The organism is Brachymonas sp. KE5 (assembly GCF_057773645.1).
This window is the reverse complement of sequence record NZ_CM173463.1, coordinates 68408-91407: the sequence shown is the minus strand read 5'-3', so window position 1 is coordinate 91407 and position 23000 is coordinate 68408. Positions and strand designations below refer to the sequence as shown.

Here is a 23000-nt window from a genome sequence, read left to right as displayed (position 1 = left end):
GGATGCTCCGTGGCGGCTCAGGAGCTGCGCTGGGCGCCGCCATGCAGCGCCAGCAGATCGTGCGCAAAGCCGTCCAGCCGCTCCACCAGCGAGCCGATCAGGCGCCCGAAGATGTTGTAGGCTACCACGGCCGGAATCGCCACCATCAGGCCGAAGGCCGTCATGATCAGCGCCTCGCCCACCGGGCCGGCCACCTGGTTGATACTGATGGCGCCGCCGCCGGTCAGGCCGGTCAGCGCGTGGTAGATACCCCAGACCGTGCCCAGCAGCCCGACGAAAGGCGCCGTGGAGCCGACCGTGGCCAGCAGGATCTGGCCCCATTGCAGCTGCCGAGTGGATTGCTGCAGCGCGTCGCGCAGCAGGCGGGTGAGATGGGCTTGACGCACGGAGCCGGTGCGTGCTTGCCTGTCTGCCGGATGCACCGGCTGTACTGCCAGGGCGGCTGCATCACCATCCAGCGAGCCAGCAGGCGCTGCTGCAGCGCCCCCCTCGATCACGGCGTTCAATTGCGCAATGGCGCCATGCAGCGGTTGCAGCAGCTGCAGGCGATCCGCCTGCAGCAGGGCAGCCTGCCCCGCATCCGGAGCAACCCCGGCGCGCCAATAGCCCGCCAGCCCGCCCTCGACGCTGCGGCGTGCTCGCCCCAGCAGCCAGGCCTTGTAGACAATCACCATCCAGGACAGCACCGACATCGCCAGCAACAGCAGCATCACGCCGCGGCCAAGCCCGTCGCTCTGCGCCCAGAGGGTGGCCAGATTCATGCCTTGCGGCCGGTCTTTTCCAGGCCCAGCACGTCGAACATGTCGTACAGGCCGCTGGTCTTGCCGGCCAGGAAGCGCACCGCGCGCAGGCTGCCCTGGGCATAGCCGGCACGGTTGCTGGATTTGTGGCTGATCTCGATGCGCTCGCCGGTGCCGGCAAACAGCACGGTGTGGTCGCCCACGATATCGCCCCCGCGGATGGTGGAGAAACCGATGGTGGACGGATCGCGCTCCCCGGTGTGGCCATAGCGCTCGTACACCGCGCATTCCTTCAGGTCGCGGCCGATGGCCTCGGCAATCACCTCGCCCATCTTGAGCGCGGTGCCGCTCGGAGCGTCCACCTTGTGGCGGTGGTGCGCCTCGATCACCTCGATGTCATAGCCGGTGTCCAGCGCCTTGGCTGCCATTTCCAGCAGCTTGAGGGTGACGTTCACGCCCACGCTCATGTTGGGCGCGAATACGATGGCGATGTCCCTGGCCGCTTCGGCGATCTGCGCCTTCTGCGCGTCGCTGAAGCCGGTGGTGCCGATCACCAGGTTCACCTTGGCGGCGCGGCAGGCTGCCAGGTGCGCCATGGTGCCTTCCGGCCGGGTGAAGTCGATCAGCGCGTCCGCTCCCTGCAGGCCCTGGGCCAGATCGGCCGTGATGGTCACGTTGGCCAGCTTGCCGGTGAAGGCGCTGGCATCCAGGCCGAGCGCGGCGGAAGTGGCGTGGTCGAGCGCACCGCTGAGCACGCAGTCATCGGCCGCCTGCACGGCCTCGATCAGCATGTGGCCCATGCGGCCACTGGCACCGGCAATGGCCACGCGATGCGGAACAGCCGCCACGTAAGAAGGAGAATCGGAAGGAGTCATGGAATACGGCAAGAAAAGGCCGGCCATGCCAGCCCATGGGGGTGTTTACTGCGGCAGGGCCGGATAGCTGGTGGTGGACGGTGCGGCCGGCAATTCGGGCTGCGGCTTGGCCTTGGCCTTCTGGCTGTCGGTGAAGCTCTGCAGCTTGTCGGGCGAGGCCTCGAGGTTGCGCGGCTTGTAGACCTTGCCGTCGCTCATGCGCTCGACAAACTCGGTTTCGCTGGGCAGGTTCTCGGCACCCTCGATGCGGGCCAGGGCATCGCCCTCGAAGAACACGGCGACGGCGTATTTCTGCGGCTCCACGCCCTTGCGGTGCTGCGCGGTAAACACGTAATCCCAGCGGTTGGCGCGGAACATGTCGGTCAGCAGCGGAGTGCCCAGCACCTGGCGCACCTGCTCGCGGCTCATGCCGGGCTGCAGCACCGAAACCTGCTCGCGCGAGACGAAGTTGCCCTGCAGCACTTCGGGTTTGTAGACAGCGCACCCGGCCAGCAGGGCCGTGCCCAGCGCAATGGCGGAGGCAGCGGTGAGCCAGCGGCGGGGAAGGCGTGCAGGGTTTTGTGCGGGCATGGTCATCCGTCCTGAAGGAAAGTAATATGATGGCGGTTCGGCCTGCGGAACATTGTAGCGGGTGCGCCCCCGGGTGCAGGCATGCTGCTGTTACAGCATTTTGCCGCTTTCCGCCTCCGCCGGCATCCCGTCAGCCCCCGAACCCTCCGCAGCAGCTCGCATGGACAGCAACATCGAAGAAATCAAGAGCACGGGCCTGAAAGCCACCGGGCCGCGCCTGAAGATCCTGGAGATCTTCCAGACCACCCAGCAGCGCCACATGAGCGCCGAGGACGTGTTCCGCCAGCTGATGACGGAAGGCTCCGACATCGGCCTGGCCACCGTGTACCGCGTGCTCACCCAATTCGAGCAGGCCGGCCTGCTCACGCGCAACAGCTTCGACAACGGCAAGGCCGTGTACGAACTCAACCAGGGCGAACACCACGACCATCTGGTCTGCCTCGACTGCGGCCATGTCGAGGAGTTCTTCGATCCCAAGATCGAGCAGCGCCAGAACGTGATTGCCCGCGAGCGCGGCTTCGAGCTGGCCGACCATGCGCTGAGCCTGTACGCCCACTGCCGCAAGGCAGACTGCCCCAACGCCGCCGAGAAGAAGGGCAGCTGAGCCGCGCTCACGGCCGCTGTCTGAAAAATTCACGAAAGTCCCTGCTGCTGCCAAGGCCGCTCTGGCTTAGCATTGCGGCATGGCCCAGCTTCCCGAACCCTCCCTGAACGCGCTGCGCGATCGCATCCTGGCGGCCGTGGCCGATGGCGCCACCCTGCGCATCCGCGGCGGTGGCAGCAAGGACAGCCTGTGTCCGGCAACGTCCGCTGCCGCCCCGCTCGACACGCGCGGACACAGCGGCATCCTCAGCCATGAACCCGGCGAACTGGTGCTGACGGCACGCGCCGGCACCCCGCTCGCCGAGGTGGAAGCGGCGCTGGCGCAGCATGGGCAGGCTCTGGCCTTCGAGCCGCCCCGGCTGGGGAGCAGCCTCGCCGGTACGCTGGGCGGCGCTGTTGCCAGCGGCCTGAGCGGTCCGGCCCGCGCCAGTGCCGGCGCGCTGCGCGATTTCGTGCTGGGCGTGCAGGCGCTCAACGGCAAGGGCGAAGCACTCACCTTCGGCGGCCAGGTCATGAAGAACGTGGCCGGCTATGACATCAGCCGCCTGCTGGCCGGCTCCTGGGGCAATCTGGCCGTGCTGACCGAAATCTCCCTCAAGGTGCTGCCGCTGGCGCCGGCCGAGGCGACGCTGGCCTTTGCCCTGCCGCAACAGCAGGCGCTGGACCTGCTCCACACCTGGGGCGCGCAGCCGCTGCCGCTGGATGCCAGCCGCTGGCAACAGCTGGAACACGGCCCCTGCCTGCATCTGCGCCTGCGCGGTGCCCGCGCCGCCGTGGACGCTGCCGTGCGCATGATGACCGGGCAGCATGGCGCCACGCTGGTGCAGGCCGACGCCGCCCGCGACGGCTGGACTGCCTGCCGCGACCAGCTGCTCGATTTCTTTGCCCGGCCACCGCAGCCGGACTGGGGCCTGTGGCGCCTGTCCGTGCCGCAGGTGACACCGGCCTTCGCCCATGTCTGGCCCACGCTGGTCGAATGGCATGGCGGCCAGCGCTGGCTGTGGGCTCCCTGCGACGCACGGCAGGCCACCGCCCTGCACGCCCTGGCCGATTCGGCCGGCGGCCACGCCATGCTGTGGCAGTTGCCGGCAAGCCATGCGGGCAGCGGTGACATCGCCACGGCCAGCCTGCCCCGCCAGGCGCCGCTGCCGGCTACCCTGCAGCGCATCCACCAGGGCCTGAAACAGGCCTTCGATCCGCATGGCGTTTTTGCCGACGGCCAGGCATTCTGATGGGGCCGCACATGAAAGGCCTGCAAGGCTTCACCATCCTGCTGATCCTGCAGGGCGCCGGCGAGATGATCGCGCGCCTGCTGCACCTGTCCCTGCCGGCGCCCGTGATCGGCATGATCCTGCTGCTGCCCTGCCTGGCCTGGAAGCCGCTGCGCGAACCGGTGCAGGTCTGCTCGGAATTCCTGCTGTCGCACCTCTCCCTGCTGTTCGTGCCGATCAGCGTGGGCGTGGTGAGCCAGCTGCCCCTGCTGCAGGAGTACGGGGCACGCATTGCGCTGGTGCTGGTGCTGTCCACGCTGCTGGGCCTGGCCGCCACCGCCTGGGTGCTGCGCCTGCTGCTGCGCCCGTCTGCCAAGGCCTCCGCGGAGAACGGCCATGAGTGATTTCGTCGCCTTCTTCACCTATCTGTCGAGTACGCCGCTGTTCGGCCTGGCGGCCACGCTCAGCGCCTACATTCTCGCGGTGACCATCTACACCCGGCTCAACTACAACCCCTGGGCGAATCCGGTGCTGTGGTCGGTGGTCACGCTGATCGCCCTGCTGCTGATCACGAAAACCCCCTATCCGCGCTACTTTTCCGGCGCGCAGTTCATCCACTTCCTGCTCGGACCGGCCGTGGTCGCGCTGGCCTGGCCGCTGTGGGTGCGGCGCGAGGTACTGGCGCGCCATGCCCGGCCGCTGCTGCTGGCGGCGGTGATCGGCGGCGCGGTGGGATCGGGCGCTGCCGTCGGCATGGGCTGGTTGCTCGGCCTGCCGCCCTCGGTGTTGCTGTCGCTGGCACCCAAGGCCATCACGGCGCCGGTGGCCATGGGCATTGCGCAATCCATCCAGGGCATTCCCGAACTGGCCGCGGTTTTCGTGCTGACCACCGGCCTGATCGGCGCCATCCTCGGAAGCTATGTCTTCAAGCTGATCGGCGAACACCAGTGGCCGGTGCAGGGCTTTGCCTTCGGCACCCAGGCCCACGGCTTCGGCACCGCCCGGGCGCTGCAGCTCAATGCCGAGGCCGGCGCCTATGCCGGCCTGGCGCTGGGCCTGCAGGCCCTGCTCGGCTCGCTGCTCATCCCCCTGATCCACACCCTGTTCCGCTGACGCCATGCAGACCACGCTTGCGCCCGAATTTGCCAACACGCCCGAAGGCCGCGAGGCGGAAGCCATCCTGCGCAAGTGCGTGCACTGCGGCTTCTGCAACGCCACCTGCCCCACCTACCAGCTGCTCGGCGACGAGCTGGACGGCCCGCGCGGCCGCATCTACCTGATGAAGCAGGTGCTGGAAGGCAGCACGCCGACCCGCGCCACGCAACTGCACCTGGACCGCTGCCTGACCTGCCGCAACTGCGAAACCACCTGCCCCAGCGGCGTGCAGTACGGGCATCTGGTCGACATCGGCCGCAGGATCGTGGACGAGCGCGTGCCGCGCCCGGCCGCCGAACGCGCACTGCGCTGGACGCTGAAGGAAGGCCTGCCCTCGCCACTGTTTGCGCCGGCCATGCGCCTGGGCCAGACGGTGCGCGGCCTGCTGCCCGCCAGCCTGCGCGCCAAGGTGCCCGAGCGCAGCCCGGCCGGCCACTGGCCCGTGCGCAACCATGCACGCAAGATCCTGCTGCATGCCAACTGCGTACAGCCGGCCATGCAGCCCGGCATCAACGCCGCCACGGCGCGCGTGCTCGATGCAGCCGGCATCCAGACCCTGCTGGCGCCGAACGAGGGCTGCTGCGGGGCGGTGCGCTTTCACATGAATGACCAGGACGGCGGCCGGGCCCAGTTGCGCGCGCTGATCGACGCCTGGTGGCCGCTGGTGGAGGGTCGTGACGGGCAGGCCGGTGTGGAGGCCATCGTCAGCAACGTCTCGGGCTGCGGACTGATGCTGAAGGAAAGCGCCCATGTGCTGCGCCATGATCCGGCCTATGCGGACAAGGCCGCTCGCATGGCGTCGCTGCTGCGCGACCTGAGCGAAATGCTGCCGGAACTGGCACCAGCGCTGCTGGCCGCGCACCCGGATGGCCTGGGCCGGGGGCGCTCGCTGGCCTACCACCCGCCCTGCACGCTGCAGCATGGCCAGCGCGTGCGCGATACGGTGGAAACCTGGCTGCCGCGGCTGGGCTTCGCGCTGCAGCGCGCCGCCAGCGAGGCGCACCTGTGCTGCGGCTCGGCCGGCACCTATTCGGTAACGCAACCGGAACTGTCACAGCAATTGCGCGACCGCAAGCTGGGGCAGCTGCAGGGACGCGGGGACGTGATCGTTTCCTCCAACATCGGCTGCATCACGCATCTGCAATCGGGCACAGCCACGCCGGTGCGCCACTGGATCGAGGTGCTGGATGCGGCACTGGGAGGACAGCCCGATTTGTAAATCATTGTGCGTATCTCAGGGTTTGTCTGACACATGATTGCCATACATCGTTCATACAATGCCGGCCAACGAAGCCACCAGCGTTGTGGCACACCTGATCTGGAGACCCCATGAAACTTCGCACGCTTGCATTTGCACCCACCACGCGCGCCCTTGATGCGCGCATCGGCAAGATCCTCCGCACCACGGCCAGCGCCTGGTTCGTGGCCCTGGCCGCCAGCGCCTGATGACGCACGGATGCGCTGTGGTCTGACACGCCGGCGCATCCATCACGGCGAACATGACACCCAGGGCAGCATGCGGCTGTCCTGACCGGCAGGGTCCTCCTGCCCTGCCTCTGCCCAGCGAGGTGCCGTCATGCCACTGCGCCGTACTTCCTCCCTCTCTTCCCTGCTGCTGTATCTGGCCGTCGTGCTGGCAAGCGCCTTCACCTATCTGTGGCTGACGCTCGAAGACAGGCACAGCGCCAGTGCGTTGCACGCAATGGCTGCACAAGGTCTGGCCGCGCCGGATCTGGCGGGCGAAGAGGCCGTGGCGCTGGCTGACTGAGTCTCAGTGGCTGCTGATCGCCGCCATCAGCGCTGCCGACATCACCAGGGCACCCCCCACAAAGACCTGCATCGTCAGTTGCGCCGTGCCCATGGCGGCGGCTGAAACGGCGGCAAACAGCACTTCCAGCAGCATGATCAGCGACATGGTGTGCGCCGACAACCGCGCCGAACCGTATTGCAGCGCGGTATTGCTGATGACGAAACCCATGCTGAACACGACGACCAGCGCCATCCAGCCAAAGGCCAGGGGCGGCAGTGGCGAGACCCCCAGTTGCCCGGTAGCCAGCGCCGTGGCCGCGGTGGCCGTGCCCAGCACAATGCCGCCGATGAACATGGCATAGACGCGCGATTCCGGCGGCGTATCGGCCGTGCGGTTGAGCAGCACATTGGTGGCGGCAAAGAACAGCCCGCCCAGCAGCGCCAGCACATCGGCCAGGCTGGACGGCCACGGAAAGCGCCAGTCGGCCCAGTTCGTGCCCTCGGGCTGCATCACCAGAGTCACGCCCGCCAGCGCCACCACCACGCGCACCGCCGCCATCAGCGTAGGCCGCTCGCCCAGCCACCACCAGGACAGCAGCACCGCCCACACCGGCATCAGATAGAACAGGATCACCACGCGGATCACGTCGCCCACCGTCACCGCCCAGTTGAAGCAGGTGTTGGTCAGGCCCGCAGCCAGCATCAGCCACCACAGGTCGGCGCGCTCCAGCAGCAGCTTCAGCGGCCAGCGCCGCCACAGCAGCATGGCCAGCACCGGCACGCTGTACATCAGCACCGTGGCCCAGAGCGGATGCAGGCCGCGCGCCTGCAACTGGTGCAGCGGCCACCACGAGAGCCCCCAGATCAGCGCATTGAGCGCAATCGCCAGGGAGGGAAGAAGCGGGCTGGGGGAATGGCGGCGCATGGGAACGGGAAGTTTCAGCCACGCATGGCTGCACACGGGGAGAAGGGGGTACTCAGTGGGGGTGGTGGCTCTTGTCTTCGCGCGCCAGCGTGAGCAGGGCTTCCACTTCCTTTGGGTAGCGCTGCAGATTGCTGCGGTACCAGCGCTGGATCAGCCACATGGTGGTCGCCACGATCAGACCGAAGCCGGTGATGGCACCGAAGGCCGTCAGCCCCCACTTGGTGGACAGGCTGTAGAGGAAGCCGAAGGCCAGGATACAGGCCTGCTCGTTGAAGTTCTGCACCGCGATGGAGCGGCCGGCGCCCATCAGATTGTGGCCACGGTGCTGCAGCAGCGCATTCATCGGCACCACCATGAAACCGCCAATGGCGCCCAGCACGATCAGGAAAGGCACGGCTACCCACAGGTCGCGCACGAAGATCAGGCAGATCACCAGCAGGCCCATGATGGTGCCCAGCGGCATCACCTTGGGCGCCATGTCCAGACGCATGCGCATGGAGGCGATCACCGCGCCGGCGGCAGTGCCGATGGCCACCACACCGACCAGGCTGGAGGCCTGCGTCACGCCATAGCCGAGCGCTGCGGCGGCCCAGGCCAGCACGATGTAACGCAGATTGCCGCTCACGCCCCAGAACAGCGTGGTGGTGGCCAGCGAGATCTGGCCCAGCTTGTCGTCCCACAGGCGACGGTTGCAGCTGCGGAAATCGGGCAGCAGCGAGAACAGATTGCGCGGCAGCGGCCGCATGGCCACGCCGGTGAGTGGAATGCGCGTGTTGATCCAGGCGGCGATGGCGTAGATCAGCACCAGCACGCTGATGGCAGCCTCGGGCGGGGTGTCGATGCCGGTCTCGATCAGGGGGACGTCCACGGCCAGCAGCCAGGGGGCGATGTGCGGCCCGATCAGCTGGCCGCCGAGCAGCACGCCCAGGATGATGGAGGCAATGGTGAGCCCTTCGATCCAGCCATTGGCCTTGACCAGTTGCGAGGGTGGCAGCAGTTCGGTCAGGATGCCGTACTTGGCCGGCGAATATGCGGCCGCGCCAAGACCCACCACGGCGTAGGACAGCAGCGGATGCGAGCCGAACAGCATCATCAGGCAGCCGATCACCTTGATGGCATTGCTGTAGAACATGACGCGCCCTTTGGGCTGGGCGTCGGCAAAGGCCCCCACGAACGGCGCCAGCAGCACGTAGAACAGCGCGAACATGGGCACCAGCGCGGCCTTCTGCCAGTCGGCGGCATCGCTGCTCTTGAGCAGGGCGACCGCTCCGATGAACAGCGCGTTGTCGGCCAGCGAACTGAAGAATTGCGCGGCCATGATGGTGTAGAAGCCGCGTTTCATGCCTGGGTCTGCTCCATCCTGCCGGGTATCGATTGAACTCTCAAAGGCAACCTCAGTCCTGCCTGCATCCTGTGCGTATGGGATTGCCGGCCGGGACGTAGGCCGGCCGGAAACTGCGTCTCCATCCCCTTGTGGGGCTGCCCATAGTATCCGCTATTTGCATGGCAGTTCCGGATGCCGCACAGAAATTCACGTGTGGCAGCAGCGGTGGCTGCAGGGGCGGATAATGCAGCATTCTCCCCGTTGTCCGCCTGTTGCCATGCCACGTCCGATTCAAGCCCTGATCCATACCGATGCCCTGAGCCACAACCTGCAGCGCTGCCGCCAGGCGGCGGGCGACAGCAAGGTGTGGGCCGTGGTCAAGGCCAATGCCTACGGCCATGGCATCGAGCGCGCCTACGAGGGCCTGCGCGGCGCCGACGGCTTTGCGCTGCTGGACCTGGCCGAGGCCGAGCGTATCCGCGCGCTGGGCTGGCGCGGGCCGATCCTGCTGCTGGAGGGCGTATTCGACCCGCGCGATCTGGAACTGTGCTCGCGCCTGGGCCTGTGGCACACGGTGCACAGCGACGAGCAGCTCGACATGCTGGCCGGCCACAAGACGCTGCAGCCACACAAGGTGTTCCTCAAGCTCAACAGCGGCATGCAGCGGCTGGGCTTTGCGTCCGAGCGCCTGCGCGCGGCCTACGCGCGCCTGCAGGCGCTGCCGCAGGTGGACGATATCGGGCTGATGACGCACTTTGCCACGGCCGATGTGGCAGTGCCGGGCATCGCAGCCGCCCTGCAGGTGTTCCAGACCGCCACGGCCGAACTGCCGGGCGAGCGCAGCGTGTGCAACAGCGCGGCGCTGCTGCGCCATCCGGCGCTGGCCGAGCAGACCGACTGGGTGCGCCCGGGCATTGCGCTGTATGGCAGCAGCCCGGACTATCCGGACCACTCCATCGCCCACTGGGACCTGAAACCGGCCATGAGCCTGCGCAGCGAGCTGATCAGCGTGCGCGAACTGCAGCCGGGCGACCAAGTGGGCTATGGCGCGATCTTCACCGCCGAGCGGCCGATGCGCATCGGGGTGGTGGCCTGCGGCTATGCCGATGGCTATCCGCGCGTGGCACCGACGGGAACGCCGGTGCTGGTGGCGGGGCATCGCAGCCGCACGCTGGGGCGCGTGAGCATGGACATGCTGGCGGTGGATCTGAGTCCGGAGAGTACGGCGATTCCGGCGGATTGCACCGTGGGAGTCGGCACGGAGGTCACGCTGTGGGGCACTGCTTCCTGCGGGGCCGTACTGCCGATCGACGAGGTGGCGGCCAGTGCGGGGACGCTGGGCTACGAGCTGATGTGCGCGCTGGCACAGCGGGTACCGGTCGCGGTGGCGGAATAAACCGGCATCGCGGCAGGGCCCTCCAGGGGCAAGACGCGCAAAGCCCGCACAACAGGGCTCCGTATGGTCGGCCCCGTTTCCTCATACCAAGAGGCAATGCAGCAGCGCCGATTACCTGAACTGCCGATGCTGCAAAGCCGGCAATTGCTGCCGCATTTCCTGCATCAGCGCCCAGTCGCAATCCGCCACCACCACGCCTTCGCCTTCGGCCAGCTGGTTCAGCACCTTGCCCCAGGGGTTGATGATCAGGCTCTGGCCCCAGGTGCGGCGGCCATTCTCGTGGTCGCCGCCCTGTGCCGGTGCCAGCACATAGGCCAGGTTCTCGATGGCACGTGCGCGTAATAGGATTTCCCAGTGCGCCTGCCCGGTGGTAAAAGTAAAGGCGCTCGGCACCAGCAGCAGGTCAGCGCCCAGCTGACGGTACAGTTCGGGAAAGCGCAAGTCATAACAGGTGCTCAGGCCGATGCGCCAGGTGTTGCCATCGACCGAGGACAAGTCGAAGGTGACCGGCTGAGAACCACCCTGCTGCACGCGCGATTCGTCGTAGCTCTCGGCCCCGCGCGAGAAGGCAAACAGGTGGATCTTGTCGTAGCGTGCCACCTGCTCGCCCTGCGGGTTGAACACCAGTTGCGTGTTGGTCACGCGGCGCTCGTCCGCCGTTCGCAGGGGGATGCTGCCGCCCACCAGCCACATCTTCAGCGCGCGCGCCTGCTCGCTCAGGAAGCGCTGCAGCGGCCCTTCGCCCGGCGCCTCGGCAATGCCGATCTTGTCCTCATCACGCTGTCCCATCAGGCAGAAGTATTCCGGCAACGCCACCAGCTCGGCACCCTGCGCCGCGGCCTGCTCCAGCAGGCGCTGGGCAACCAGCAGATTGTCGTCCACAACGATTCCCGAAACCATCTGGATGGCAGCGACTTTCATGGCAATACTCCGTAGCGTGTTCTGCCCTCCAGTGTAGCCAGCGGCGCATGAAAAAACCGGCCTGCTTGCGCAAGGCCGGTTCTTCAGCGGATCAGGAAAACGCTTACTTGGCGCTCACGACCTTGACCATCTCCAGGCACTTGTTGGAGTAGCCCCACTCGTTGTCGTACCAGGACACGACCTTCATGAAGGTGCCGTCCAGGGCGATGCCGGCTTCGGCGTCGAAGATGGAGGTGCGTGCGTCACCGCGGAAGTCGGTGGCGACTACCTTCTCGTCGGTGTAGCCCAGAATGCCCTTCATCTTGCCTTCGGACTGGGCCTTCATTTCGGCGCAGACTTCTGCATAGGTGGCGGGCTTGTCCAGTTCCACGGTCAGGTCGACCACGGAGACATCGGACGTGGGCACGCGGAAGGACATGCCGGTCAGCTTGCCCTTCAGTTCGGGCAGCACCACACCCACGGCCTTGGCAGCGCCCGTGCTGGAGGGAATGATGTTTTCCAGGATGCCGCGGCCGCCGCGCCAGTCCTTGTTGGAGGGGCCGTCCACAGTCTTCTGCGTGGCGGTGGCAGCGTGCACGGTGGTCATCAGGCCGCGCTTGATGCCCCACTTGTCGTTCAGCACCTTGGCGATGGGCGCCAGGCAGTTGGTGGTGCAGGAGGCGTTGGAGATGATGGCCTGGCCAGCGTAGCTGCCGCAGTTCACGCCATGCACGAACATCGGGGTGTCGTCCTTGGACGGAGCGGACATGATCACCTTCTTGGCGCCGGCGTCGATGTGTTTCTGGGCGGCTTCCTTGGTCAGGAACAGGCCGGTGGATTCGATCACCACGTCGGCACCAACTTCCCCCCACTTCAGGTTGGCCGGATCCTTCTCGGCGGTCAGGCGGATGGTCTTGCCGTTCACCACCAGGTTGTTGCCGTCCACTGCCACCTCGCCCTTGAAGCGGCCGTGCACGCTGTCGTACTTCAGCATGTAGGCCAGGTAGTCGGGCTCCAGCAGGTCATTGATGCCAACGATCTCGATGTCGTTGCCGAAGTTTTCAACGGCTGCGCGGAACACGCAGCGACCGATGCGGCCGAAGCCGTTGATGCCTACCTTGATTGCCATTTGCTTTCTCCTTGGAACTTGAAACTCTGAAAACCGGATTTATGCCTGGAGCGCGGCCTGCACCGTGGCAGCCACGTTCTCGGCGGTGAAGCCGAAGTGCTTGAACAGCACGCCGGCCGGAGCCGACTCCCCGTAGGTGTCGATGCCCACCACTGCAGCGCAGCCGTACTTCCACCAGAAGTCGCTCACGCCCATCTCGACCGCGACGCGCGGCACGCCGGCGGGCAGCACGCTCGCCTTGTACTCGGCATCCTGGCGGTCGAAAGCGGTGGTGCTGGGCATGGACACCACGCGTACCTTGATCTTCTGCTCGGCCAACTGCTGCTGCGCGGCCAGCGCCAGCTGCACTTCGCTGCCGGTGGCGATGATGACCGCCTGCGGCTTGCCGCCCTCGGCCTCGGACAGCACATAGGCGCCCTTGTGGATGATGCTGGCGTCTTCCTTCTTCGCGTAAGGCAGGTTCTGGCGGCTCAGCAGCAGCGCCGTGGGGCGCTCGTGGTTCTGCAGCGCGGCGGCCCAGGCCACCACGGTCTCGGCCGTGTCGCACGGGCGCCAGACGTCCAGGTTCGGGATCAGGCGCAGGCTGGCGGCGTGCTCGATCGACTGGTGCGTCGGGCCGTCCTCGCCCAAGCCGATGGAGTCGTGCGTGAACACGTGTACCACGCGCTGCTTCATCAGCGCGGCCATGCGGATGGCGTTGCGGCTGTAGTCGCTGAAGGTGAGGAAGGTGCCGGCGTAGGGGATGTAGCCGCCATGCAGCGCCACGCCGTTCATGATGGCGGCCATGCCGAACTCGCGCACGCCGTAGTTGATGTGGAAGCGCAGCGACAGCGGCGCATCGTCGGCCTTGACCTTGATCGCCGGCAGTTGCGGCGCCGTGCTGCTCGTGGCTTCGTCTTCTTTGCCCAGCACGCTGTTGTCGCGCGCGAAGTGCTCGTCACGCGCCACCTGCAGCGGCGGCAGCACCACACTGCCGTCGTCCCCGAAGCGCATCGGATTCGTGAACGAGGTGTTGGTCAGGTTGGAGCCGGTCAGGTCGGCCGAGCCGCCCAGCAGTTCGGGCATAGCGGCGGTGAAGGCTTCCAGTGCCAACTGGCTGGCCTTGCGGCTGGCCACGGTTTCGGCCTTGTCGTTGGCCGTCACGGCCGTGTCGATGGCGAGCTGGGCAAAGCTGTCGGGCAGCTGGCCGTTCATGCGGCGCAGGAATTCGGCCGCCAGCACCGGATAGGCGTTGGCGTAGGCAGCAAAGGCCTTGTCCCACTCGGCCTGGGCCCTGGCGCCGGTCTTCCTGGCATCCCAGCCGGCGTAGACTTCGGCCGGAATCTCGAACGGCGCATGCTCCCAGCCCAGCGACTCGCGCGTGAGCGCGATTTCGGCAGCGCCCAGGGGCTCGCCGTGGGCCTTGGCCGTATCCACACGGTTCGGGCTGCCCTTGCCGATATGGGTCTTGCAAATGATCAGCGTCGGCTTGCTCTGGCTCTTCTTGGCTTGTGCAATGGCGGCCGACACGGCAGCCGCATCGTGACCATCCACCGGGCCGATCACGTTCCAGTCATAGGCCTGGAAGCGCTGCGCGGTGTTGTCGATGAACCAGGGAGCGACCTTGCCGTCGATGCTGATGCCGTTGTCGTCGTACAGCGCGATCAGTTTGTTCAGCTTCCAGGCGCCGGCCAGGGCGCAAGCCTCATGGCTGATGCCCTCCATCAGGCAGCCATCGCCCAGGAACACATAGGTGTGATGGTCGACGATGCTGTGGCCCTTGCGGTTGAATTCGGCCGCCAGCAGCTTCTCGGCCAGCGCCATGCCGACGGCGTTGGTCACGCCCTGGCCCAGCGGGCCGGTGGTGGTTTCCACGCCGGGGGTGATGCCCACTTCGGGGTGGCCGGCGGTCTTGCTGTGCAGCTGGCGGAAGTTCTTCAGCTCTTCCATCGGCAGGTCGTAGCCGGTGAGGTGCAGCAGCGCGTAGATCAGCATGGAGGCGTGCCCGTTGGAGAGCACGAAACGGTCGCGGTTATGCCACTTGGGATCGACGGGATTGTGGCGCAGGTGCTGGCCCCACAGGGCAACTGCCATGTCGGCCATGCCCATGGGCGCGCCGGGGTGGCCGGAATTGGCCTGCTGCACGGCGTCCATGGCGAGTGCACGAATGGCATTGGCCAGGGTGGCGGCCGGTACGGAGGAGGTCATTGGCGGGGCTCCGGAAGGGAGTGGGATGGGGTAAAGACCCGTTATTTTAGCCTCCCTCTCCGTTTTCGGGAGTTTCCCCAGTGCCGGTGACGTCTTGAAGCGGCCGTGATGTGTCACATAGGCCTCATTACAATCGCGGCATGCTGCCCTCGACCCCTTCCCTCGCTCCCGCCCAGGCCATGTTGCTGGCCGCCGGCCGCGGCAATCGCATGCGCCCGCTCACCGATGCCACGCCCAAGCCCCTGCTGGAGGTGCATGGCCGGCCTCTGCTCGAGTGGCCGATGCGTGCGCTGGCGACACAGGGGGTCAACCGGGTGCTGGTCAATACGGGCTGGCTGGGCGCGCAAATTCCGGCACGCTTCGGTGCGCTTTACCGCCATGATGGCGGCCTGCCACCCACGCAGTTGCACTATTCGGAGGAAGAGGCCGACTTCGGCTTTGCTCTGGAGACTGCTGGCGGCATTGCGCGTGCCTTGCCCCGGCTGGAGGACGGCTTCTGGCTCGCCGCCGGGGATGTGTATGCGCCGGATTTCGTGTTCGATGCCGACGCACGCGTCCGCTTTCTGGCCTCTTCGGCACTGGCCCATCTGTGGCTGGTGCCGAATCCTGCGCACAACGCCGTCGGCGATTTTGCGCTCGCGCCGGACGGGCTGCTGCATGCCACAGCCGCAGACGATGGCAATCTTCCCCGCTACACCTACAGCACCATCGGCCTGTTCCGCCACGCCCTGTTTGCGCCCCCCTGGTGCAGCATCCCGCCGGGCAACCCGCAGGGTGCCGTAGCCCCTCTCGCGCCCCTGCTGCGCGCCGCGATGGCGCAGGGTCTGGTCACGGGCAGCCTCTACACGAGCCGCTGGACGGATGTGGGCACGCCCGAGCGGCTCGCAGAACTCAACGCCACCCCGCGCTGAAACGGCAACTCAGCCGCAATACACACGCGTGATGACGCGCTGGGCATTGACAACGAGGTTCAGGCGTCCGAAACCATATTCCTTGGTAATCGGCTGATTTTCGAGCAGGGTGCGCACCGAAGTGGCGCTGGCCAGTCGCAGCGCCTGCTGTTCCAGCTGGGGCGTCGACACTTTGCCGAGCACATGCACTGAAGCGGCCGTGGCGCTGCAAGTCTCGACCGGTGGCACGAAAGGCGGCGCTTCCAAGGAGGCGCCGGGGGGCGGTGGAGGTGGCAGGGTCGCCTTCGGTGCAGCGCAGCCCGCCAGTCCGATCACCCCGGCAAAAGCCAGCCAGCGTAGCGTGTTGGGCAGGGTTTCGATTGTCGGCATGACAGTCCTTTCTCGGAAAGGAATGCCCTGCCGGCGGCACGGCATTCCGGAATTAGAGGGTACGACCCAGCATGCGGCGCAGGGTGCCGTCGCCGTCCAGCAGGTGGTGCTTCAAGGCGCCCGCCACGTGCAGCGCGAGCGCCACCAGCATCACCCACAGCAGCAGGCCGTGCATGGCGCGTGCGTTGCCGGCCATGGCCTTGTCGATGGGCATATTCTTGCCCGGATTGGCGGGGTCGGGGTTCATCGGAAACAGTTCGACACCAAACACTGCGACGCCGTTACCGCCCATGGCAGACATGATGATGCCCGACAGCGGGAACAGGATGGTGCCGAGCAGCAGCACCCATTGCACGATGCGCGCCAGCGTGCGCTCCCACGCAGCGTAGTTGGAAGCCGGGGGCGGAAAACCCTTCGCCAGGCGCCAGAGCAGACGCACGGCAGCCAGCACCAGCACGATCACGCCAAAGGACTTGTGCAGCGGGTAAAGCGAGAACACCTCGAAGGTATCCATGTAGAAACCGACCGCCATCAGCACGATGATGAACAGGCCGACTACCCAGTGCAGGAAGATGGTGGTTGGAGCCAGGCGTTGCGCGGTTTCTTTCATGAGGGTCTCCCGAAAGCAGTCATGAGACAAAAACGGGCACCAACGGCCTGCCCGCAGCGAATCTTGTCGGTCCATGGTAGCACCCGGCATCGCAAATTCGCGCGAAGCGTGAACTATTCCCCGCAGTGGGGTCTGGCTCTACGTCCCCGCCACACGGCGCCGCTCGCAGCGACAATGGGGGCTTGCACGTGCCGCCGTGCCGTGATTCTTCCGGAGTTACCCGCCCGCCATGACCGATCTTTCCTTCTGCGCCCAACGCCGCGCCCGTTTTGCCGCCCTGCTCGGCCCGAATGCCGTCGCCGTGATTCCCACCGCACCCGAACGCGCCCGTAACCGCGACAGCGATTTTCCGTACCGGCACGACAGCTACTTCTTCTATCTGACCGGTTTTGCCGAGCCCGGCGCCACGCTGGTGCTGCGCACCGATGCACAGTCGCGCCCGCAGACCACGCTGTTCTGCCAGCCCAAGGATCTGGAACGCGAAATCTGGGATGGCTATCGCCTGGGCCCGGAAGCCGCCCCCGCAGCACTCGGGATGGATGCAGCCTGCAGCAGCGATCGCATCGACGCGGAATTGCCTGGTCTGCTTGATGGCGCCGAGGTCGTTGCCTATCCCTTTGCCACGCACACCGGTTTGGAAACCCGCGTCGCCGGCTGGCTGGACAGCCTGCGCGCCCGCGTGCGTCAGGGTGCGCTCGTGCCGGTGCGTCAGCTCGACGCCTGCGCACTGCTGGACGAGATGCGCCTGATCAAGGACGCCGGCGAGCTGGACACCATGCGCCGCGCCGCGCAGATCAGCGCCGAAGCCCATGTGCGCGCCATGCAGGCCAGCGCCCGACTGCTGCGGACCGGCATGGATGCGCGCGAATACCATCTGGAAGCCGAACTGCTGCACGCCTTCCGCTGGCACGGTTCGCAATATCCGGCGTACACCAGCATCGTCGCGGCGGGTGCCAATGCCTGCGTGCTGCACTACCGCGCCGATACCGCTCCGCTCAAGGCGGGCGAGCTGGTGCTGATCGATGCCGGCTGCGAGCTCGACGGCTATGCCAGCGACATCACGCGCACCTTCCCGGCCGATGGCCGTTTCAGCGGCCCGCAGCGCGCGGTGTACGAGTTGGTGCTGGCTTCACAAAAGGCCGCCATTGCTGCCACCCGCGCCGGAGCGCGCTTCAACGATCCGCACGAGGCCACCGTGGCCGTGCTGGCGCAGGGTCTGCTGGATCTGGGGCTGCTGGACGCGAACAAGGTCGGCAACGCGCAGGACGTGATTGCGCAGCGCGCCTACCACCGCTTCTACATGCACCGCACCGGCCACTGGCTGGGCATGGACGTGCATGACTGCGGCAGCTATGTGGAGCCCTCCGAGGTCGACCAGGCGGTGGAGCGCGTGGATCCGCTGAGCGGCAAGACGGTGCTGGAGCGGCCGAGCCGCATCCTGCAGCCGGGCATGGTCACCACCATCGAGCCGGGGCTGTACATCCGCCCGGCGGACGATGTCCCGGAAGCGTTCTGGAACATCGGCATCCGCATCGAGGACGATGCCATCGTCACCGCCGAAGGCTGCGAGCTGATCACGCGTGGTGTGCCGGTGGAGCCGGACGAGATCGAGGCGCTGATGCGCGACTGAGGGTCCTGGCGCCGCGCGGACGCCATTGGCGTTGCTGGGGCACTGCCTGCTCGGGCCGATGCGTGGCGGGAGTCACACCGGCAGTGGCCGGTGCTCGAAGATGCGCCGCAGCACAAAGTGCGTCTCCACGCCGGTGACGCCCTCGATGCGCGTGATGCGGTTGAGCAGCAGGTGCTGGTAGTGGTCCATGTCGCGCACGGCGATCTTGAGCTGGTAGTCGGATTTCTGGCCGGTGATCAGCAGGCATTCCAGCACCTCGGGGATGTCGCCCACCAGCGCCTCGAAGTTGGCGAAACGCTCGGGCGTGTGCTTGTCCATCGAGACGCTGAGCAGCGCCATCAGGCTCAGGCCCAGCTTGCGCGCATCCACCAGCGCGTGGTAGCCGCCGATCAGGCCGGCTTCTTCCAGCGCGCGCACGCGACGCAGGCAGGGCGAGGGGGACAGGCCGATGCGGTCGGCCAGTTCCTGGTTGCTCATGCGGCCATCGCGCTGCAAGGCGGCGAGAATGGCGCGATCATAGCGATCAAGTTCCATAAATTGCCCTCGTTTTCTTCATCTGGCAATTTTCTGCCAAATTGATGGCATTTCTCCGCAATCATGGCAATAATCCGCCCGACGGGCACTTCTAAGATGAAGCCATGTGCACAAGGCACACCGGCCCCGGCCCACACAGCATCTTTGCGTGGCGCCGCCCCCAGGGGATTGCCGCGATTCTGCACAACGGAATCTGAGCAACGGGATGACCGCCCACCGGCAGTCCAAGGCCAGACCATCTCAGTGATACAGTGGCGGCACCTCAACCAGGTGCCGCTTTTGTTTTCATGACTGCCATTACCCTGCTCAGCCTCAACACCGCCACCGTCCAGCCCCTGCAGATCCAGGGCCGCAAAGTGCTATCCGCCATCGGCAAGCGGCCCCGCGCAGGCGCAGTCGCCGTGGGGGCGCTCGGCCTGGAAGGTGACGAGCAGGCCGATCCGCAATGGCATGGCGGCGTGGGCAAGGCGGTGTATGCCTATCCGGCCGAGCACTACGGCTGGTGGGAACAGCGCCGGCGCGAGCGGCAGGTGGACCTGTTCGACGAGGCGCTGCCACCGGGATTTTTCGGCGAGAACCTGACCGTGCAGGGCCTGCTGGAGCAGGACGTGTACGTGGGCGACCTGCTGCACTTTCCCGACTGCACGCTGCGCGTGACCGAACCGCGCCAGCCGTGCTTCAAGTTCGTGCACATCATGGATTATGCGCAGGCAGCGAAGGACATGGTCAGCAGCGGCTACAGCGGCTGGTATCTGGCGGTGCAGCGATCCGGCACCTTGCAGGCAGGCCAGCAGGCTACGCTGGAACCTGGACCGCGCCAGATGCCCATCACCACCCTGCTGCGCCGCCGGCGTAACGATTAAGCCAGCAGGTCGTAGTCACCGGCGGCCGCAGCAGCGAATGCCGCGTCAACGTGAAAGTCACCTCCATGGTGCAGGACATCGCCGACAACACCTCGCCGGACAACGCTGAAGTGGCTACGGCTGTCAGCTCACATGCTTGCCGATGATGCCCGCAATCGCAAACATGTTGACGCTGTCCGCACCCAGCACGGCGCGCAGCTTGGTGTCGGCGACGATGGTGCGCTTGTCCTTCGGGTCCTGCAGGTTCTGCGCCTTGATGTAATCCCAGATCTTCTTCATGGCCTGCGGACGGGACACCAGTTCGTCGCCGATCACGGCGGCCAGTTCGGCGCTGGGCTTGAGCGTGCCGGCGGCGCTGGCGCGTGGCTTCTTGGTCGCCGTGGCCTTGGTGGCGCTGGTCTTGCCAGCACCAGCCTTGGTCGTGCTCGCCTTGCCTGCCCCCGACTTCGCGGGTGCAGCTTTGCGTGTCGTACTGGCTGACTTGCCGGTGTCTGCATCGGCAGCAGCACCGCGCGCGGCTTTGCCGCCTTTCGCAGGCGCAGCAGCCGCCGCGCCACGCCTTGCCGGAGCGCCCTTACCCCCCGCACGCGGTTCGAACTCGAAGCCGACCTTGCCCGCGGACGCATCCCACACCAGGAAGGCCTTGAACGCACGGCGCGTCTTGTTCGAGATGAACTTGTCCAGCAGATCCGTCTTGCCATCCACCAGCAGTTTGGCCAGCTGTTCGTGGCTGATCGGCTGCTGCAGGATGATGGTGCCGGTCTTGAACTTGCAACTCGGCGTCGGGTGCGCCACAGTGGGCACCGCCTTCTCGCAGACGTAGCTGCTGCCGTGCTCCACCACATTGCTGCCGCAGGATGGGCACTTGCCCAGCACGTGCGCGCCGGCAAAGTCGGCCAGTTCGCCGCTGTCCGCCTCGTCCTCGTTGCCGAAGTCGAACTCCAGCTTCCAGTTGTTCAGTTCCTCGTCGCGCACCAACTGCAGCTCGGCCGTGAACGGCCAGCCCGCCTTGCTGCGGAAGCCTTCCAGCGGGCCGATGCGCTTGTCGGCCAGCAATTGCTCCACTTCAGGCTGGTCGAAGGTGCGGCCGCCCGGCGTCTTGCCGATGGAGAAGCCGCAGCCCTCGGTCGCGCCCGGTGCACCGGTGCAGGCGTAGCGGCGATAGTTTTCCTTCACCACGCCACCGCAGTTCGGGCAGGGCGTGGCCAGCGTGGCGTAGTTGCCCGGCACGGTGTCGCGGTCGTATTCCTTGGCTTTGCGCACGATGCGCTCGGTCATGGCCGCGATGTCCTGCATGAAGGCGGCGCGGCTCAGCTTGCCGTGCTCGATCTGCGCCAGTTTGTATTCCCAGTTGCCGGTGAGCTCGGGCTTGCTCAGCTCCTCCACCTGCAGGCCGCGCAGCAGCGTCATCAGCTGGAATGCCTTGGCGGTGGGGATCATCTCGCGCCCCTCGCGCAGCAGGTATTTTTCGGTCAGCAGGCCTTCGATGATGGCGGCGCGCGTGGCCGGCGTGCCCAGGCCCTTTTCCTGCATCGCTTCGCGCAGTTCGTCGTCCTCGATCCACTTGCCAGCGCCTTCCATGGCGCCCAGCAGCGTGGCTTCGCTGAAGCGGGCCGGCGGCTTGGTCTTCAGGCCTTTGGCTTCGGCGTGCTCGGTGCGCACCATCTCGCCCGGCTTGACCGGCACCAGGTGTTTGCCGTCCTTCTCGTCGCCGGATTCGGCCGCGGCTTCCTTGCCGTAGATCGCCAGCCAGCCCGGCTTGACCAGCACCTTGCCGTCGGAACGGAAGTGGTGGCTGGTGCCGATACGTTCGCCTCCGGCCGCCGGCATATCAGCGGGCACCGACACGGTGCTGATGCGCGTGGTAACGGTAAATTCCGCGCTCGGGTAGAACACCGCCATGAAGCGGCGCACCACCAGGTCGTACAGCTTGCGCTCCGCCTCGCTCAACTGGCCCGGAGCCTGCAGCGTGGGGATGATGGCGAAGTGGTCGCTCACCTTGCTGTTGTCGAAGATGCGGCGGCTCGGCTTGATGTAGCCCTTGTCGATGGCCTGCTGCGCATAGGGCGCGAGGTGGGACATGCCGCTGCCCGCCAGCATGGCGAAGGTCTTGTGCGCCACGCCCAGGTAATCCTCGGGCAGGTGGCGCGCATCGGTACGCGGGTAGGTCAGCGCCTTGTGGCGCTCGTACAGGCTTTGCGCCAGGCTCAGCGTGGTCTTGGCCGAGAAGCCGAACTTGCCGTTGGCCTCGCGCTGCAGGCTGGTCAGGTCGAACAGCAGCGGCGAAGCCTGCGTGGTGGGCTTGCTCTCTTCGGTGACGCTGGCGGCCTTGCCGCGCACGGCGGCGGCAATGGCGCGTGCCTGCTCCTGGTTCCACAGCCGATCCGCCTTGGCTTCGGCATCGTCGCCCTTCTTCCAGGCCGGATCGAACCATTTGCCTGCATATTCGCCCGCCTCTGCGCCGAAAGTGGCGTGCACCTCCCAGTAGTCGCGGCTGACGAATTGGCGGATTTTTTCTTCACGTTCAACGACGATCGCCAAGGTTGGCGTCTGTACGCGGCCGACGGTAGTCAGGAAGAAACCGCCGTCGCGCGAGTTGAAGGCCGTCATGGCGCGCGTGCCGTTGATCCCGACCAGCCAGTCTGCCTCGGAGCGCGAGCGCGCCGCATCGGCCAGGCCCTGCATCTGCTGGTCGCTGCGCAGCTTGTCGAAACCGTCGCGGATGGCCTGCTGCGTCATGCTCTGCAGCCACAGTCGGCGCACCGGCTTGCCCAGCGGCTTGGCACCGCCCGCATATTGCTCGATCAGGCGGAAAATCAGCTCCCCTTCGCGCCCCGCGTCACAGGCGTTGATCAGTTCGCTTACGTCCTTGCGCTTGGCCTGTTTCACCACCGCATTCAGGCGCGTTTTGGTCTTGTCCACCGGTTTCAGGTCGAAATGCGGCGGAATCACCGGCAGGTTGGCAAAGCTCCACTTGCCGCGCTTGACGTCGTACTGCTCGGGCGCCTGGATTTCCACCAGATGGCCGACGGCGCTGGTGACGATGTAGCGCTCGTTCTCGAAGTGTTCGTCGTGCTTGGCGAACTGGCCGGAAACGGGCGTAAGGGCGCGCACGATGTCTTGTGCGACGGAAGGTTTCTCTGCGATGACGAGAGCTTTGCTCATGGAGTGTTCTGACTGGAATACGGGGTGGGCGCGGGGGAGTAAAGACTTCTACAATGCGTCAGGCTACGCGGGACTGCATCTTACCCGGCTAGACCTTCTCCCTTTTTATAAATTAGCACATTCTTCTGCGGTATCCGGCCGCAGGCCCTGTTCC

Annotated in this window: 22 protein-coding genes; 10 read left to right on the top strand and 12 right to left on the bottom strand. The window is 66.4% G+C overall.

Features of this window, described 5'->3' with window-relative positions:
* Window positions 1-17: 17 nt before the first annotated feature.
* The 3 genes from ACX36O_RS00505 to ACX36O_RS00495 are packed head-to-tail and all read right to left on the bottom strand — an operon-like array spanning window position 18 to window position 2185.
* The gene (locus ACX36O_RS00505) at window positions 18-761 is read right to left on the bottom strand and encodes a MotA/TolQ/ExbB proton channel family protein (protein WP_213362313.1); all 744 of its coding nucleotides are present in this window, start codon (window positions 759-761) and stop codon (window positions 18-20) included.
* Window positions 758-1615, bottom strand: coding sequence for a 4-hydroxy-tetrahydrodipicolinate reductase (gene dapB / locus ACX36O_RS00500; RefSeq protein ID WP_213362311.1), 858 nt, complete (start codon window positions 1613-1615; stop codon window positions 758-760). The genes ACX36O_RS00505 and dapB overlap by 4 nt, the downstream gene beginning before the upstream one ends.
* Before the next feature lie 45 nt (window positions 1616-1660).
* Window positions 1661-2185 carry an outer membrane protein assembly factor BamE gene (locus ACX36O_RS00495; RefSeq protein ID WP_371686853.1) on the bottom strand — a complete coding sequence of 175 codons (525 nt, stop codon included), beginning with the start codon at window positions 2183-2185 and terminating at the stop codon, window positions 1661-1663.
* 160 nt (window positions 2186-2345) lie between these two features.
* Between ACX36O_RS00495 and fur the strand changes: the two genes are divergently transcribed.
* The 6 genes from fur (at window position 2346) to ACX36O_RS00465 (ending at window position 6922) form a co-directional block, all read left to right on the top strand.
* Window positions 2346-2789, top strand: coding sequence for a ferric iron uptake transcriptional regulator (gene fur / locus ACX36O_RS00490; RefSeq protein WP_213362306.1), 444 nt, complete (start codon window positions 2346-2348; stop codon window positions 2787-2789).
* 79 nt (window positions 2790-2868) lie between these two features.
* Complete coding sequence (gene glcE, locus ACX36O_RS00485; protein WP_371686852.1) at window positions 2869-4020, top strand: glycolate oxidase subunit GlcE; 1152 nt, start codon at window positions 2869-2871, stop codon at window positions 4018-4020.
* Window positions 4021-4031: 11 nt separating this feature from the next.
* Complete coding sequence (locus ACX36O_RS00480; RefSeq protein WP_213362303.1) at window positions 4032-4403, top strand: CidA/LrgA family protein; 372 nt, start codon at window positions 4032-4034, stop codon at window positions 4401-4403.
* Window positions 4396-5112, top strand: a complete 717-nt coding sequence (locus ACX36O_RS00475; RefSeq protein WP_213362302.1) for an LrgB family protein — start codon at window positions 4396-4398, stop codon at window positions 5110-5112. The genes ACX36O_RS00480 and ACX36O_RS00475 overlap by 8 nt, the downstream gene beginning before the upstream one ends.
* A 4-nt stretch (window positions 5113-5116) precedes the next feature.
* Window positions 5117-6373 (top strand): glycolate oxidase subunit GlcF, encoded by a 1257-nt coding sequence (gene glcF, locus ACX36O_RS00470; protein ID WP_213362301.1) that lies wholly within the window; start codon window positions 5117-5119, stop codon window positions 6371-6373.
* 357 nt (window positions 6374-6730) lie between these two features.
* Window positions 6731-6922 (top strand): hypothetical protein, encoded by a 192-nt coding sequence (locus tag ACX36O_RS00465; RefSeq protein WP_213362300.1) that lies wholly within the window; start codon window positions 6731-6733, stop codon window positions 6920-6922.
* A 3-nt stretch (window positions 6923-6925) separates the two neighbouring features.
* Here the strand turns inward: ACX36O_RS00465 and ACX36O_RS00460 are convergent, their stop codons facing one another.
* Both ACX36O_RS00460 and lplT read right to left on the bottom strand, forming a co-directional pair.
* Window positions 6926-7828, bottom strand: a complete 903-nt coding sequence (locus ACX36O_RS00460; protein ID WP_213362299.1) for a DMT family transporter — start codon at window positions 7826-7828, stop codon at window positions 6926-6928.
* Window positions 7829-7880: 52 nt separating this feature from the next.
* A complete protein-coding gene (gene lplT / locus ACX36O_RS00455; RefSeq protein WP_213362297.1) occupies window positions 7881-9170 on the bottom strand; it encodes a lysophospholipid transporter LplT in 1290 nt (429 codons plus the stop codon).
* A 259-nt stretch (window positions 9171-9429) separates the two neighbouring features.
* Between lplT and alr the strand changes: the two genes are divergently transcribed.
* Window positions 9430-10548: an alanine racemase gene (gene alr / locus ACX36O_RS00450; protein WP_213362295.1), complete on the top strand. Its 1119-nt coding sequence runs from the start codon at window positions 9430-9432 to the stop codon at window positions 10546-10548.
* Window positions 10549-10659: 111 nt separating this feature from the next.
* Here alr and ACX36O_RS00445 read toward each other — a convergent pair whose 3' ends face one another.
* From ACX36O_RS00445 to ACX36O_RS00435, 3 genes are all read right to left on the bottom strand, one after another.
* Window positions 10660-11469 carry a carbon-nitrogen hydrolase family protein gene (locus tag ACX36O_RS00445; RefSeq protein WP_213362294.1) on the bottom strand — a complete coding sequence of 270 codons (810 nt, stop codon included), beginning with the start codon at window positions 11467-11469 and terminating at the stop codon, window positions 10660-10662.
* 103 nt (window positions 11470-11572) lie between these two features.
* Entirely contained in the window at window positions 11573-12577 is a 1005-nt protein-coding gene (gene gap, locus ACX36O_RS00440; protein WP_213362293.1) for a type I glyceraldehyde-3-phosphate dehydrogenase, read from the bottom strand.
* Between the two features lie 39 nt (window positions 12578-12616).
* Window positions 12617-14764 carry a transketolase family protein gene (locus ACX36O_RS00435; RefSeq protein WP_488359896.1) on the bottom strand — a complete coding sequence of 716 codons (2148 nt, stop codon included), beginning with the start codon at window positions 14762-14764 and terminating at the stop codon, window positions 12617-12619.
* 140 nt (window positions 14765-14904) lie between these two features.
* Here ACX36O_RS00435 and ACX36O_RS00430 point away from each other — a divergent pair, with 140 nt between their 5' ends.
* Window positions 14905-15675 (top strand): nucleotidyltransferase family protein, encoded by a 771-nt coding sequence (locus ACX36O_RS00430; RefSeq protein WP_488359895.1) that lies wholly within the window; start codon window positions 14905-14907, stop codon window positions 15673-15675.
* A gap of 9 nt (window positions 15676-15684) precedes the next feature.
* On the opposite strand, the gene ACX36O_RS00425 is transcribed toward ACX36O_RS00430, so the two are convergent.
* Together ACX36O_RS00425 and ACX36O_RS00420 are read right to left on the bottom strand one after the other, a co-directional pair.
* Window positions 15685-16044, bottom strand: coding sequence for an I78 family peptidase inhibitor (locus tag ACX36O_RS00425; protein WP_488359894.1), 360 nt, complete (start codon window positions 16042-16044; stop codon window positions 15685-15687).
* A 52-nt stretch (window positions 16045-16096) separates the two neighbouring features.
* Window positions 16097-16654 carry a cytochrome b gene (locus tag ACX36O_RS00420; RefSeq protein ID WP_488359893.1) on the bottom strand — a complete coding sequence of 186 codons (558 nt, stop codon included), beginning with the start codon at window positions 16652-16654 and terminating at the stop codon, window positions 16097-16099.
* Window positions 16655-16883: 229 nt separating this feature from the next.
* Here ACX36O_RS00420 and ACX36O_RS00415 point away from each other — a divergent pair, with 229 nt between their 5' ends.
* Window positions 16884-18284: an aminopeptidase P N-terminal domain-containing protein gene (locus tag ACX36O_RS00415; protein WP_213362290.1), complete on the top strand. Its 1401-nt coding sequence runs from the start codon at window positions 16884-16886 to the stop codon at window positions 18282-18284.
* A gap of 72 nt (window positions 18285-18356) precedes the next feature.
* Here ACX36O_RS00415 and ACX36O_RS00410 read toward each other — a convergent pair whose 3' ends face one another.
* On the bottom strand, window positions 18357-18818 hold the full coding sequence (locus ACX36O_RS00410; protein ID WP_213362289.1) for an Lrp/AsnC family transcriptional regulator: 462 nt from the start codon (window positions 18816-18818) through the stop codon (window positions 18357-18359).
* A 287-nt stretch (window positions 18819-19105) separates the two neighbouring features.
* Between ACX36O_RS00410 and ACX36O_RS00405 the strand changes: the two genes are divergently transcribed.
* On the top strand, window positions 19106-19681 hold the full coding sequence (locus ACX36O_RS00405; RefSeq protein ID WP_488359892.1) for an MOSC domain-containing protein: 576 nt from the start codon (window positions 19106-19108) through the stop codon (window positions 19679-19681).
* A 123-nt stretch (window positions 19682-19804) separates the two neighbouring features.
* Here ACX36O_RS00405 and ACX36O_RS00400 read toward each other — a convergent pair whose 3' ends face one another.
* Window positions 19805-22846: a DNA topoisomerase III gene (locus ACX36O_RS00400; protein WP_488359891.1), complete on the bottom strand. Its 3042-nt coding sequence runs from the start codon at window positions 22844-22846 to the stop codon at window positions 19805-19807.
* Window positions 22847-23000: the final 154 nt, after the last annotated feature.